Origin of the sequence: Nitratireductor aquibiodomus NL21 = JCM 21793 (genome assembly GCF_000615975.1) — a bacterium.
GTDB lineage: Bacteria > Pseudomonadota > Alphaproteobacteria > Rhizobiales > Rhizobiaceae > Nitratireductor > Nitratireductor aquibiodomus.
Genome location: NZ_BAMP01000054.1, coordinates 14,332 through 27,802, shown reverse-complemented (window position 1 = coordinate 27,802; position 13,471 = coordinate 14,332). Strand labels below are relative to the sequence as shown.

14 protein-coding genes are annotated in these 13,471 nt (G+C 59.0%); 8 read left to right on the top strand and 6 right to left on the bottom strand.

The genetic code is table 11. From position 1 onward, the window contains the following. Positions 1–1,072: 1,072 nt before the first annotated feature. Entirely contained in the window at positions 1,073–1,270 is a 198-nt protein-coding gene (locus JCM21793_RS14765; RefSeq protein ID WP_025030866.1) for a hypothetical protein, read from the top strand. Here JCM21793_RS14765 and JCM21793_RS14760 read toward each other — a convergent pair. Next, a complete protein-coding gene (locus JCM21793_RS14760; RefSeq protein ID WP_025030865.1) occupies positions 1,267–1,617 on the bottom strand; it encodes a hypothetical protein in 351 nt (116 codons plus the stop codon). The genes JCM21793_RS14765 and JCM21793_RS14760 overlap by 4 nt on opposite strands. Positions 1,618–3,068: 1,451 nt before the next feature. Between JCM21793_RS14760 and JCM21793_RS14750 the strand changes: the two genes are divergently transcribed. From JCM21793_RS14750 to JCM21793_RS28320, 3 genes are read left to right on the top strand one after another with little or no spacing between them, the layout of a single operon-like run. Further along, a complete protein-coding gene (locus JCM21793_RS14750; protein ID WP_025030863.1) occupies positions 3,069–5,264 on the top strand; it encodes a DUF1156 domain-containing protein in 2,196 nt (731 codons plus the stop codon). Further along, positions 5,248–5,604, top strand: coding sequence for a hypothetical protein (locus JCM21793_RS29765; RefSeq protein ID WP_202901433.1), 357 nt, complete (start codon positions 5,248–5,250; stop codon positions 5,602–5,604). Before JCM21793_RS14750 ends, JCM21793_RS29765 begins: the two co-directional genes overlap by 17 nt. After that, positions 5,595–6,266 carry a hypothetical protein gene (locus JCM21793_RS28320; protein WP_202901432.1) on the top strand — a complete coding sequence of 224 codons (672 nt, stop codon included), beginning with the start codon at positions 5,595–5,597 and terminating at the stop codon, positions 6,264–6,266. Before JCM21793_RS29765 ends, JCM21793_RS28320 begins: the two co-directional genes overlap by 10 nt. A gap of 131 nt (positions 6,267–6,397) precedes the next feature. Here JCM21793_RS28320 and JCM21793_RS14740 read toward each other — a convergent pair whose 3' ends face one another. Beyond that, on the bottom strand, positions 6,398–6,940 hold the full coding sequence (locus JCM21793_RS14740; RefSeq protein ID WP_025030862.1) for a hypothetical protein: 543 nt from the start codon (positions 6,938–6,940) through the stop codon (positions 6,398–6,400). Beyond that, positions 6,895–7,830: an SMODS domain-containing nucleotidyltransferase gene (locus tag JCM21793_RS14735; protein ID WP_155983457.1), complete on the bottom strand. Its 936-nt coding sequence runs from the start codon at positions 7,828–7,830 to the stop codon at positions 6,895–6,897. Before JCM21793_RS14735 ends, JCM21793_RS14740 begins: the two co-directional genes overlap by 46 nt. Before the next feature lie 469 nt (positions 7,831–8,299). Here JCM21793_RS14735 and JCM21793_RS14730 point away from each other — a divergent pair, with 469 nt between their 5' ends. Then, positions 8,300–9,199, top strand: a complete 900-nt coding sequence (locus JCM21793_RS14730; RefSeq protein WP_025030860.1) for an ArdC family protein — start codon at positions 8,300–8,302, stop codon at positions 9,197–9,199. 47 nt (positions 9,200–9,246) lie between these two features. Further along, on the top strand, positions 9,247–9,492 hold the full coding sequence (locus JCM21793_RS14725) for a hypothetical protein (protein WP_202901431.1): 246 nt from the start codon (positions 9,247–9,249) through the stop codon (positions 9,490–9,492). Positions 9,493–9,539: 47 nt separating this feature from the next. Here the strand turns inward: JCM21793_RS14725 and JCM21793_RS28800 are convergent, their stop codons facing one another. The 3 genes from JCM21793_RS28800 to JCM21793_RS14715 form a co-directional block, all read right to left on the bottom strand. Continuing rightward, positions 9,540–9,719: a hypothetical protein gene (locus tag JCM21793_RS28800; protein WP_244439777.1), complete on the bottom strand. Its 180-nt coding sequence runs from the start codon at positions 9,717–9,719 to the stop codon at positions 9,540–9,542. 250 nt (positions 9,720–9,969) lie between these two features. Then, positions 9,970–11,274, bottom strand: coding sequence for a relaxase/mobilization nuclease domain-containing protein (locus JCM21793_RS14720; RefSeq protein ID WP_025030858.1), 1,305 nt, complete (start codon positions 11,272–11,274; stop codon positions 9,970–9,972). Beyond that, the gene (locus tag JCM21793_RS14715; protein ID WP_025030857.1) at positions 11,271–11,693 is read right to left on the bottom strand and encodes a hypothetical protein; all 423 of its coding nucleotides are present in this window, start codon (positions 11,691–11,693) and stop codon (positions 11,271–11,273) included. The genes JCM21793_RS14720 and JCM21793_RS14715 overlap by 4 nt, the downstream gene beginning before the upstream one ends. Before the next feature lie 241 nt (positions 11,694–11,934). Between JCM21793_RS14715 and JCM21793_RS14710 the strand changes: the two genes are divergently transcribed. Both JCM21793_RS14710 and JCM21793_RS14705 read left to right on the top strand, forming a co-directional pair. Beyond that, positions 11,935–12,558, top strand: a complete 624-nt coding sequence (locus tag JCM21793_RS14710) for a glutathione S-transferase family protein (protein ID WP_025030856.1) — start codon at positions 11,935–11,937, stop codon at positions 12,556–12,558. A gap of 186 nt (positions 12,559–12,744) precedes the next feature. Beyond that, positions 12,745–13,449 carry a GntR family transcriptional regulator gene (locus tag JCM21793_RS14705; RefSeq protein WP_007008522.1) on the top strand — a complete coding sequence of 235 codons (705 nt, stop codon included), beginning with the start codon at positions 12,745–12,747 and terminating at the stop codon, positions 13,447–13,449. Positions 13,450–13,471: the final 22 nt, after the last annotated feature.

Genomic DNA, 13,471 nt, shown 5'->3' with positions numbered 1-13,471 from the left:
CTACGGTACAGAATGGACGATTTACACTTCGAGCGATAGCGGGGAGACATGGACCCCCCGGGAGAGTAACCGGTATTGGTATAGAGTGGTGTCATCAGCGGATGGAACCAAACTGGCAGCTGTAGTTGCAAACGGACCGATTTATATTTCAAGCGATAGCGGAGAGACATGGACCCCCCGGGAAAGTAACCGCAATTGGTGGGGGTTGGCGTCTTCCGCGGACGGAACAAAACTGGTCGCTACGGTACAGAATGGACAGATTTATACTTCGAGCGATAGCGGGGAGACATGGACCGCTCGTGAGAGTAGCCGGTACTGGACTGACGTGACCTCATCTGCGGACGGCACTAAACTGGCCGCGGTAGTCGCAAATGGACAGATTTATATTTCGAGTGATAGCGGGGAGACATGGACCCCTCGGGAAAGCAACCGGATGTGGTCTAGCGTGGCATCTTCAGCGGATGGAACTAAACTGGCAGCCGTAGTTGCAAATGGGCGGATTTATACTTCGAGCGATAGCGGGGAAACATGGGCCGCTCGTGAGAGTGATCGGTATTGGATTGACGTGGCCTCATCTGCGGATGGCAGCATACTGGTGGCAGCAGATTATGGTGGACAGATTTACACTTCTGAATGCGAAGTCAGCGCTCCACCTGCCGATTGTTCTGCGCCGTGGGGCGGCACAATCGATCACGGCAGCAGTGTCACCGTCTATCAATCAGCCAGCGTGCCGTATGGCAGTAGTTGTGTCAGCGAATCCCGCACCTGCGATGATGGTGCGCTTGCTGGGAGCTACACCCACCAATCTTGTACAGTCGATCCGCCTGCCGGAGGTACCTGGCAACAAGTTAGCATGACCTGTGCCATAGGTGTGCCACCTGGTGGTTTTCAGGGTGATTGTCCGGTAAGCTCTCAATCACCAACTTATTCGCCACCTTCTGGTGATTGCTCTCCTCTTGGTGCAATATGTCACTACAACTACGGGCCAACCAGCCCATGTAGCGACTTTGGGCGGATGGTCGTCTATGTCCTTGAGTGCCAATAAAAATAAATTTGATATATTGACGATACAATGAAAAAGCCCGTTTACGACATCATGATTGCCGAAGAATACCGCTCGAAGGAGGGGAAGCACCGCGTGCAATATCACCGCGCCGGAGTCGGGTTTATCAACGCGCGCGGCGGCCTGAATTGCGAAATCGTGCCCGGCATGGCGCTCACCGGCCGCTTTGTCATTTTTCCCCGGGAGGATAAGGAGGGAGGCAACTAACCGGCTTCCGGGTACGTATAGGGTTTCGGTTCGCGCAGTTCCAGCGCATGTGGCACCAGCCGTATTTTGCCCCCCAGCGCCGGCCCGGTCAGCAGCCGCCATGTTGAGCCAAGATAGGTGGCAACATCATCGGCTGGCCAGAGCATACGGTTGAGAAGATCGGTCTGCACCCGCGAGGCCTTGGAGCGATGAGCCTCCACTTCATCAAACATTGCCAGCACGTCGTGCCCGTTCACGCTCGGTTTCTCGCCGGTTTCCCGCTCGCGCAGAAACTCGTGAAAATAACGCACCATCCGGTTGTGACAGTCGATGGCCGCCGTCAGGACTTCCCGCTCTTCCTCATTCATCAGCCTCTCTCCGATCTATCGCCTTCCGCACAGTGTGAATCGTGGCGGGAGAGCGGGCAAGCTCCATCGTTCTGGCGCCGTTCCTTTTTTCCGTATCCGCTCGATTGTTGCTACGCAGCAAGCTGTACTACATGGGCGCTTCCGTTGCGGTTCGGGCGGTGAGCAAGATGTGTTTTGTAGTACAAAACCATCTTGGCAAAGGGGCTGCTAGCGCCCCCCGTTGCATCCCCCAGCCATTGGCTCTGTCAGGGTATCGAACCCGTTGCAGAGCCATCAGACCGTATCGCCGGTCAATCACTCGCGGGGAGCCTTCGGCGCTCCCCTGCACCCCATCGACTTGGCGGGCGTTCCTGCCCCCAAGACCCCTGACAACGCCGTTGAGGCCATTTCATGGAGATCAACCCTGCGCGGATTGAATGCCGCCAGCGCGTCGGCGCTGAACCCGATCAGGGGGCTATCGCGCCGCCCTGAACCCACTCGCAGGGCCAGGAGATATGCCTCTCCTCCTGCACCGCACCATGCACAATCGACCGCTCGATTGAGCCCGATCAGGGGAGCGTTACTGCTGCCCCCGATACCCCCATGACCATTTCATTGAGACCCCTTCGGCGCGACCAAGGAAAGAGGCTTTTGCATCACCCCTACCTTAGGGCATTATCAACATCCCGATCAGAGAGCAGGAGCTGGAGCTTGATGTCCAAGAAATTTATTCTGTGGGCCAGCCTTACCGTAATACTAGTGGTGGTAGTTAGTTTGAAAGTGGGCAGCAGAGAGGATACAAATCCTGTTGAAAAGGGGCTAGCTTGTGTTGGGCAAGAAAAAACCGACATGGAACGATATTTCAACAGGTGCCGCAGTACTTTAAACACAATGATATGCCGCGCACCGTTGGGTAATTTAGGTGGTTGGAAATGTGAGCGCCGATCCGCATCACAGGGACAGTTCTTTTCGCAGTTCTTCAACTCAGGATTGTTGCGGCCTGACTTTAGAATTTTTGCCTGTCTCGCTCCTTTGTCACCAGAGAGAAACCCGAACGATCCAACTCAATATCGCTGTATATGATGCACTCATCTCGTTTGCACCTGCACCGCACCATGTACAAGCGAGCGGTCCGCTTGACCGTCAATCGGTGGGGAGTCCCCCCCCCCTGAACCCACGAGCAAAGGGCATGGGCCACACAGAATCTCTGCTTGCCAAGCTTGGGGACAGATGCCTTTTCTTCCTACCCATCTGTACATCCAATGGCTACACTATGCAGATGATGAAAGATTCGGGACTCCGTATCCGGGTACAGCGCGATCTGCGTGACAGGTTCCTTGAGGTCTGCCGGGCACAGGATAGACCGGCGGCGCAGGTCATCCGTGAGTTCATGCGCGAATATGTCGAGCGGCAGGAAGACTCACAGGGTGAGCTTGTCGGAATTAACAAGCGCCGAAGGCGGGGCCCCACGCATGAGCATTGAAACAAGGTTTGACACCTCGCTGGTTGCGGGGCTTGCTTTGCGCGAGAAGCAGATACAGCAGAATTACCGGCCCATCATCGCCGTGCACAAATGGTTTGCGCGCCGTCCGGGCACGCTCTTTCGGGCGTTGACACTCTCGGAGTTCGGCGATGCCCCGCTTGCGGACATCTATTTTTCTGCCAATGATTTCCCAAACCGCAAGGTTGCCGATCCCTTCATGGGCGGTGGCACGCCGTTGATCGAGGCCAACCGCGTCGGCTGCGACGTGACCGGCTTCGATATCAATCCGATGGCGGCGTGGATCGTCCGCGAGGAAATCGAACATCTGGACGTGGACGCCTATCAGAAAGAAGCGGCCCGGCTGCTCGGCAAGCTTCGCGCTGAGATTGGCGAACTCTATCTGACCGACTGCCCCCTCTACGGCGACACTGACGTTCCCGTAAAATACTTCCTGTGGGTCAAGGTGATCGACTGCGAATCGTGCGGCAAGTCGGTTGACCTGTTCCCCGGTTATCTTCTCTCAGAGGACTCGCGGCACCCAAAGAACGTTCTGGTTTGTTCTTCATGCGGCGACCTGAACGAGGTAGAAGACCGCAAGCATCCTGGCGCGTGTCGGCGTTGCGAGGCGCATCTGCATGTTGACGGCCCTGCCAGAAGGGGACGCTGTGCCTGTCCGCACTGTGGCCACGACAATCACTACCCCCGTGCGGAAGACGGTCCGCTGCGCCACCGACTTTTTGCCATCGAGTATTACAATCCGCACCGCAAGGCGGGGCACAAGGGGCGCTTTTTCAAGAAGCCCGATGAGAAAGACCTGGCACGCGTTGCCGCCGCGCAAGAGCGCTGGGCGCGGACGCGCGCGCGCTTTGTGCCCGACCATGAAATCCTGCCCGGTGACGAAACCGACCGGCTGCACCGTTGGGGCTACAGCCAATACCGGCAGATGTTCAACGAACGGCAGCTCCTTGGGCTGGAAACAAGTTGCCGCCTGATCCACAAGGTCGCGAATGAGCGCGTGCGGCATGCGCTCGCAACCAACCTTTCCGATCTGCTACGCTACCAAAACATGCTGTGCCGGTATGATACGTGGGCGCTCAAGTCGCTCGACATTTTCTCGGTGCACGGCTTCCCCGTGGGCCTCGTGCAGTGCGAGTCCAATCTGCTCGGCATTGTGAACGGCAATGATACGAATGTAGGCTCGGGCGGGTGGACGAACATCATCGACAAATATGCAAAGGCCAAGCGCTATTGCGATGCGCCGTTCGAGGTGAAGCGGCAGGGCGCGCGCAATGTGCGGGTACCGGTGCCCGGTGAGTGGATTGGAGAACGGCTTAACGGCGGGCGGCGGCGCAAGGTTGAAATCCACTGCGGCGACGCAACGGCAGTGAGTCTTGCGCCGGACAGCCTTGATGCCGTGTTCACCGATCCACCATATTTCGGGAACGTGCAGTACGGCGAGTTGATGGACTTCCTTTATGTCTGGCTGCGCCGTCTGGTTGGGAGTGAGGCGGAAGGGTTCGACCGGCCCTCGACACGGGCCGCAGAAGAACTAACCGGCAATGTTACAAAGGGGCGTGGGCTTGAGCACTTCACCGAAGGGCTTGCGCGCGTCTATGCAAGCATGGCGCGGGCACTCAAGCCCGGCGCGCCACTCGCCTTCACCTATCATCACAACAAGCTCGACGCCTATTTCGCGGTCGGCGTCGCCATCCTCGACTCAGGGCTGACGTGTTCGGCGTCGTTGCCGTGTCCCGCCGAAATGGGCGGATCAATCCATATTCACGGCACCGCATCTTCAATCGTTGATACGGTGTTCGTGTGCCGCGATCAGGGCCATGCGCCCCGGCAGTGGTTGTTCGACTCCGCAGAGCAGCTTGCGGTAATCGTCGCACGGGATCTTGCCCAACTTACTGAGGCAGGCCGTAAGCCAACCAAAGGTGACACACGTTGCATCATCTTCGGACATCTGACCCGAATGGCAGTCTGGAATCTGCGCAAAGGCTGGGACGCTGAGGTGCCTACCGCCGAAAAGCTTGAACGGTTTTCGCAGGCACTCGCGCGGCTTGCCGACCCGGAACAGCTTCTTGATGAGCTTGAAACCGGCAGGCAGATATCCGCTCCTGCCGGGCCGCTCTTCGTGACGGCTGAATCCAATGAAAGGAATCGCGATGCCGTCGCGTTTTGAAATCGACTACCGCGACACGAATATCGCCTGGGAACCGCTTGTTGATGAGGTATTCGGCGAACTGACTTCAAGCTTCCTTGAAATGCCGAAGGGCGAAGGGTTCATTGACTATCCGACCTTCGAAAAGGGCTATCAGACCCTCAAGCGACATACGGATGCTTTCGCCAAGCTGACGCCCGAAACTGTTCTCGCCGCCGTCAGGGACGCGCCAATCGCTTTCATCGTGTTCCGCTGCATTCTCGGCTTCTCTCCACCCGAATGGGCTTACGTCACGACGGAAATGACCGGCGTTGAAGTGGATCAGGCGCGGCGCGTTCCATCGACCGCCGCATGCGTCTGAAACCGCTTGGGACGATGAACGAAAGAAACGGCGTTACTGCACAGCGCATGCGGGCCATGATTGAGGCCGGTGTTCGCACAGTGCAGCAAGGGCCCGGCGTCGTGCCGCCGGGCATCGTGCACCGTCTGGACAAAGCGGACACGGCGGAAGGCACCAAGAGCGTGCAGTCCATCGCCGATCTTGGCGCGCCGTATCCCGTCTTGCTCTATGAGCGCTTTCTTGGACGGCCTTACGCAACGCACCGGGATTCGGTCAGCGAACTGGTTGGCGAGGTTGTCGAGGTCGCGATCAAGAATGTGCTCACGGAAGCCAAAGTCAGCTTCCGCGAGACGAAGCGGGCCGAGCGGATTCCCGGCTTCGACCAGGCGCCGGATTTTATCATCCCGGACGAGTTCACGCCGGTTGCGTTGATTGAGGCGAAGCTGACCGAGGACGACGGCACGGCGCGCGACAAAGTTGCGCGGGTCCAGCGGCTGCGCACACTCCGCGACGAGCAGGGCAAGGACTATGACGTGATTGCCTGTATCGCGGGGCGTGGTTTCAAGGTGCGGCGCGAGGATATGCGCCGGTTGCTACAGGCTACGGACGGCAAGGTGTTCACGCTCACAACGATGCATCTGTTAATCGAGCATACACGTATCACAGAGTACAAGGTGAGATAGAATACGCTCAGCGGACGCTCGTGAATCGCGTCTCGTCTGCGCTGGATCAGCACCATCCGGCTTCGAGCCCTCTCGCCAGAGCGCAATGATAGTGCCGCATCGGCGCTGACTTTTATTTCTTTTGGCCGGACCTACTCCTTGGCAGGTTCGGGGTCGTAGTCGCCTGACTGTACCTTCCGCTGCGCAGCTTTGAAGCACCATTCAGGCGGGGTCAGGGCGCATTCACGGGCTTTGTCCAGCGCCGCCAGAGCTGCCCGCGCTTCCTTCTCAAACTCTTCCCATGGCTTGTGCGACCAGATATCCGCCGCCCGGCGCAGCGCGCCTTCCACATTTTTGAAGCGCCCGGCAGCATCCCTATAGGCATCAATGGTTTCATCGAGCTTCACGGCCTGCATTGTGCCGGGCAGGATGACGCCGAGCAGTGCAAGGGCGGCAATCAGCAGTTCGAGATTCTCGTGTCGGGAAAGAACCGTGCTGGCAGCGGCAGCACCGGCGGCGACGGCGATGATCCAGAGAATGGCCCGGATGACCTTGAGCCAGCGGAGCCAGATGAAAAAGCTTGTGGAGGTATAGAGCGTGTTCCGCGATTGCTCACGGCATTCCTTGACCAGCGCCTTATGCGCTTGTGTCAGATCACCGTTTCCGGAATCGCATTCCCGAATATCTTCTGCCATTCACTTCCCGCCGCCATGTTCAGGTTCTGGCGCTCACACGCGCACGCCTTGCACGCGCGCTCATAGGCGCTGATCGCCTTCGATTTCCAGTCATCGCCAAGATTGATCCACTCGCCCGGATTTCCCGGCATATAGAATCCGCCGCCTGCGCGCCCGATCATGTATGCGAATACATCCCGCACAATCCAGTCGAACCAAAACTCCTGGTAGCCGCCCCATATCATTCCGGGAAGAGACTCGCGAACGAGCTGTTCGACCTGGAAGGATTTGATGGGCACATTGCAGTGCCGCTTCCACTGTTTAAGGATGCGGGTGATCTTTCGCACATTGCCGTTGAAGGCCATGTCGGACTGATCCAGCGCGGACGCTTCTCCGGCAGGATTGACGAGCTTCCAGCGCCCGCCGTCATTGGCATCGCAGATGATGAATCCCCCGCCTTGCGCAATGAAGGCAGGAACAATCTCGATCTCGATGCTGTTGAAGCCGACTACGACAACCTGCCCGTCGCCGCGAATGCGGGTCTGTGGATAGGTGGTTGATACGACATCCCGCACATACTGAAGCAGTTGCGATTGCTTGTTCCCTGTCCGGGCGTTGAAGCGGTGGAATACTTCGTTCGGCAGGATGAAGAATATATCCACGTCGCTCGGTGGGCGGATGGCCGTATTCTTGCCCCACGATCCGGCGACCAAATACCGGCTCACCACGCTTTCGCCGTAGAAGGAACGGTTTAGGCTACTTACGATGCCGCCCACTTTGGTATTGGCGTCCTCGATATCGGCGGGCAGCAACGCGAGGTTGCCCTGCAAATGCTGGAACCGCCTGGTCACATAGAACCACGGATGGGGCGCGAAGACATTCGAGAGCGGGAACGGAGCAAGGCCGGGCATGTTCATCCACCAAATATAAGATCGGCCTATCTGGTTTCCAATACGCCGAGAGGCACAAAACCTAGTGGTTGGGTGCTCTCTATTCAATCCTGTCATGCAGGCGCGCCCGCCTGACGGCGGTCAGGCTCTAGGCGCAAGCGCCCGAAGCCCTGTCGCCAGGTCTTCGCCGTCCGGTGACGATCCTTCGCGCAGGCTGGCGGCCTGTCAGGCCGCCACGACTGGCGCGGTGGGCACCGCGTAGCTTCTTTCTCTGTTTTGGGGCCTGCGGCCCCGTCCTCCGTCAAGACCAAGCCCTCCGCATGCGCTGCGGGCGCAGCCAGCGGTCTCCCCGCCCTTCCGCACCTTCGGCTTGTGCAGGGCGGGTGATCCCCCTCCGCTGTCTGCGGTCTTGACGGCCGTCCCCCCGCTCATTGGCGCGGGCCTAGTCCGGTTGCATGTGCAACCGACTATCCAAGGAAGGAAAAAGCCAATGAAACAAGATATTTACAAGAAAGTCACCGACAAGATCATTGCCGATCTGGAACAGGGTGAACTGACATGGCTCAAGCCGTGGTCCACCGGAAACATGGAGGGGCGGATTGTCAGGCCGCTACGGCATAACGGCATGGCCTATAGCGGCATCAATGTGCTGATGCTCTGGGGCGCGGCGATGGAGGCCGGCTATAGCTCCCCGTACTGGATGACCTTTAAGCAGGCAAAGGAACTTGGCGCGCATGTCCGAAAAGGGGAGCGCGGCAATCCCGTAGTATACGCGAACACCATCACCAAAACCGAAGAAGGCGCGGACGGAACCGAAGAAGAGCGGAAAATCCCGTTCATGAAGAGCTACAGCGTGTTTAATGTGGAGCAGATCGACGGACTGCCTGAGCATTACTACGCGAAGCCGGAGCCGGTCATTGATCCGGCTCAGCGGATCGAACATGCCGACGTATTTTTCACGGCAACCGGTGCAGACATTCGTCACGGCGGCAACCGGGCCTATTACAGCGGCAGCAGCGATCATGTGCAGATGCCGCCTTTTGAGTGTTTCCGCAGCCCGGAAAGCTACTATGCGACGCTGGCGCATGAGTTGACCCACTGGACGAAGCATAAGACGCGGCTGGACCGGGAGTTTGGGCGAAAGAAATGGGGCGATGAAGCCTATGCCCGCGAAGAACTGGTTGCCGAACTTGGCGCGGCCTTCCTTTGCGCCGATCTGGCGCTGACGCCGGAACCGGGCACCGATCATGCGGCCTATATCCAAAGCTGGCTGAAAGTCCTGAAAGATGACAAGCGCGCGATATTCTCAGCCGCCGCACATGCTCAGCGCGCAGCGGATTTCCTGCATGCGCGTCAGCAGCAGCCCCAGCAAGAAGGAGTTGCCGCGTAAGCGGCACTCCCACAGCTTGGAGGTTCAAGGCAATGGAAAATCACACCATGACATGGCGCGGCGTTCAGGTGGAAATTACCTTCACCCCGGAAAAATTCGGCATGACCGAGCATATCGAATTGCACAGCGAAAACAGGATTGCGCTGCCCATCACCGAAACGGGCTATCGCTCGCACTTTATTCCCATTGGTACCGTAGCGCAGGAGGGCGGGCCGGTGGCCTATGTCACCGCATGGCTGGATTATGAAGCCGAGCCCACCGGCTGGCGCGGCGCGCAGCTATCCTTGTTTTAGGATGGCGGAAAAATTTTGCGGCTGGCCGCCGGGCCAGCCGCATCGGGTTAAAGGTGCGGCGTTCGCCGCGCCAACTCGAATTCGATAGTGTGTATCGAGGCGAGCGCGTTGCGGCGTGCCTGCGAACAGGGCGGCGTAGACGCGGCAACTGCAAATGCCTTTTTCAGTAGGCAGCGCAATTCGGCAGTGCTGCGGGTTGCCGCTTCAAAGTGTGTGACGAGTTTCATCGTATCCTCCTTTGTTTCAAGGAGGCCCCGAACCATTCAGGGCCTTTCGGCCCCGGCACTCATCATCGGCCCATGAAGGCGCTGATGGTTCGAGCGGTGATTGAAGCAGGCTGGAGGATGCGCCCCTCAAGAATATCGTCACGGTTTGGACGGCCCGGCAGGGCAGCATGCCGGATCATGCGGGAATGATGGGATAGGCAATTTGTGCGTGACCTGCGCAGCGCTGGAAATATCCACCGCGCTCGCAACACTACATGTCGAAATCGCGCTGGCGTGGCCGCCGTTCCCGCCGGTTGCGGCGGGCTTCCGGCCCCATACCGTCATCTTGTTTTCGCCGCGGCCCTCTTTCCAGTGAATCGTAATTGGCGACATCCTCGCGTAGCAGGGCCAAGCGCTGCTGTGATACCGAGCGTTCCGCCCGGATATAGGATTGCAACGCCCCGCGTTCCTCAAGCTGGCGGAAAATCAGATCATCTTTTGCCGCCCGGTCGCGGCGATAAGCATCCAGCGCCTCACGCTCGTTCTGCTTTCTGAGCTTGGCATACTGCCCTGTCAGGCGATGCCAGATGCCCGAAAAGCCTTTCGGCAGCCGTTGCGCCCGGCGCTGCACTTCCGCTTGCCACCGGCGTTCGAGATTGGCATTGAGCTTTTCGTGTTCGGCGCGATGACGTGCCGCTAGTTCCGTTTTGCGCTGGGCCAGTTCCTCGCTGCGCTCATTGGCTTCGCGCTGTGCATCGGCAATGAAGGCTTCGAGCTTGCCGGTCATACCTGCCGCAACCTCGGCTTTGGTCTGATCGACCGAGCGCAGCCGCGCCGGATCGCCAATTCGCGCTTCCAGCTCTTTGACCTTCACCCCGGCATAGCGCGAGAGCGAGTAGACCTCCCCACGATAGTCGATGGCAACAAAGCCGCGCCTGTCGCCCCCGGCAAGCCAAAAGCCGCGTTCTTTCAGAGCCCGTTCAAACGATGGCCGGTTATCTGAACGCTCCCAACACTGCCGCAAAACCGATTTGAGTTCGCGTGGATCGATACCGACACGCCGGGCTTGCTGCCATTCTTCCTGCGAGAAATTCAGCGGATCGCGCAGGCTCTTGTCCTGCAAGCCGCGCGGCATGTCCCAGCCATGGTCCAGAAACAGCTTGCGGGACACATCGCGCAGCTTCATTTTAAAGTGCGCCATGTTGAGCGCGCGCATCCGCTCGCTATCGATCCGCGACCACACCACATGCGCATGTCGCCGTCCGTCCTTCTCATGGAAAACAACAGCGCGGGGCTGGTTTTCAAGACCGAGCTTTTCTTCGATCCGGTCAATCGCCACCTCAAAATCTTCCATGCGCACCTTTTCGCCAGCCGGTGGATTGAGGCTCATGGAGAACAAGTAGTTCTTGCAGCGTGTCCCTTTGGCGATAGCATCGGCTTCGCTGAAAGCGCCGGTCAGATCGTCGCTGACAAAGCCACGCACATCATGCAGTTCGACATGCTCGTTATCGCGCATGGACATGAGATAGCGCGCGAGCTGCGGAGCATCGCCGCGCTCCTTTGCTTTCAGGATCATGGCCCGTCTCCCGGTGACTTGCCGAGGGCGCGAAGCAGATCGGCGCGCATCGCCGCTATGTCCCGGCAGGCATTCGCAAGGTCGGATTCCGTTTCCGGCGTGACAGGTAAGGAACCCGTATTGACGGCCTTCGCAAGCTGATTGAGGTTCGACGACAGCCGCGACTGCCCGAGCGCCCCGAGGACCCGGCCCAGTGCTTCGGAATCCTGGACAGGGTTGTTGCGACCGCGCTTGCGCGGTGCAACAGCATCTCCAAAGAGTTGTTCCCGGATATAGGCACTGAGGGACTTGTTGCCCCGCAGCACATCCAGTTGTGCCCGTTCCTCCTGGGTAAGCCGTATCGAGAACGGCGGGGGATAGGCCGCCTTAACGGGTTTAGAGGCCGCTGCCCCATCAAATCTTGGGCTTAGGTCGCTCATGGCCGCACCGCAGACCTTCATGGTCTAGCTGTGCGAGATGGCGTTCCCAGTCCTCAAGGGTTTGAAAAAGCTGGTTCGAGCTTTCTCCCGTGAGGCCCACCAGTTTTCCTCTGAAATTCCGACAGATTGACCGCTCCTTGGGCGCGCCCGTCAACGCACCTTGATCCGCAGGGAAAATCAGGCAATCGTGCCGGCGGCATCATGCCGCCTGGGGAGCGCCGGTTGAACTGGATTGGATGTCATGAGTGATCTGATTGTCTGGACGTATGACTGGGTTCCGGAAGGTCCCCGCGGTTTTGTGCGCGACATAAGGCTGAGATGGGCATGCGAGGAGGCCGGATTGGCCTACACCGTTCGCACCGTCCCATTCAAAGATCGCGGGCCGGAGCATTTCGCGCAACAGCCCTTCGGTCAGACCCCGTTTCTGAGCGACGGTGATCTCGAACTGTTCGAGAGCGGCGCATGCCTGCTGCATCTGGCCCGGAAAAGCGAAAAGCTGATGCCGCGCGACCCTGCCGGGGAAGCGCAGACCCTGCAATGGCTGGTTGCCGCGCTCAATTCGGTCGAAATGGTTTCCGTCCCCTGGTGGTTTCTGGAAGTGAGGGGCGCAGAGCAGAATCATCTGACCGGCTGGTTGGAAAGTCGCCTTGGTCATATGGAAAACGTACTCGCTGAACGGGAATGGCTGGCAGCCGACCGCTTCACGGTCGCCGATCTGCTTATGGCTGATGCCCTGCGCATCACCAGGGTCCGGTCTTTCGGGGAGCGCCCGGCAACGGAAGCCTATGTAAAGCGGATCACGGACCGGCCAGCATTTAAAAAGGCTCACGCGGACCAGATGGCGCATTTCGCAAAAGCCGATTGAGCAAAGGGGCGAACCGGTCGGATGGTCGGTCGTCGGCGCGGACTGACGCCCGCCGAGCATCTTCTGGGCGGTTTGGCCCCGGCCCGGCCCTGTCGGGTCAAGTTCAGCGGACAGGCTTCGTGCGCACTTGACGATCGCGCCCTTTCATTCCTAACAGTATTTTTCTTGTACACATGAGGATCAGACATGTCCGAAGCCGCCACGCGCAAACCCGCCGAACGCAAGCGCGGTTCCGGCGTTCAGTTCGTCTACAATGTGCTGCGTGATGAAATACTGGACCTCGCGCTGGCGCCGGGCACACCGATCGACGAAATCCAGCTTGCGCAGCGTCTTTCCATGTCGCGCACGCCCATTCGTGAGGCGCTGGTGCGTCTGGCCGGTGAGGGGCTGGTCACGACCCTGCCCAACCGCTCCACCGTGGTCGCCAATATCGACTTCCTGAACCTGCACACATTCTTCGATGCGCTGACGCTGATGTATCGTGTGACGACGCGGCTCGCCGCCCTCAATCATCAGGCGGACGATCTCGTCACCATACGCGCCCGCCAGGCCGAGTTTGCCAAAGCTGTCGCGGAACAGGACGCGCTGGCGATGATCGCCACCAATCGCGAGTTCCACGCGGCCATAGCCGCGGCTGCCCGCAACCCCTATTATGAAAGCCTGTTTCTGCGCCTGCTCGATGAGGGGCGCCGGCTGCTTCGCCTCTACTATTCCTCGTTCAACGATCAGTTGCCGCAGCGCTATGTCGTCGAGCACGAGGACATGATCGCGTCCATCGAAGCGCGCGATGTGGAAAAGGCCGATGCGCTGGCCAATGAGCACGCCGACCAGATCGTTGAGCAGATTCGCAACATGATCGCCCGCGACCACCGCCAGAAGATCGCGCTTTAGGGGCAGCACCCAGGAAAGCGCT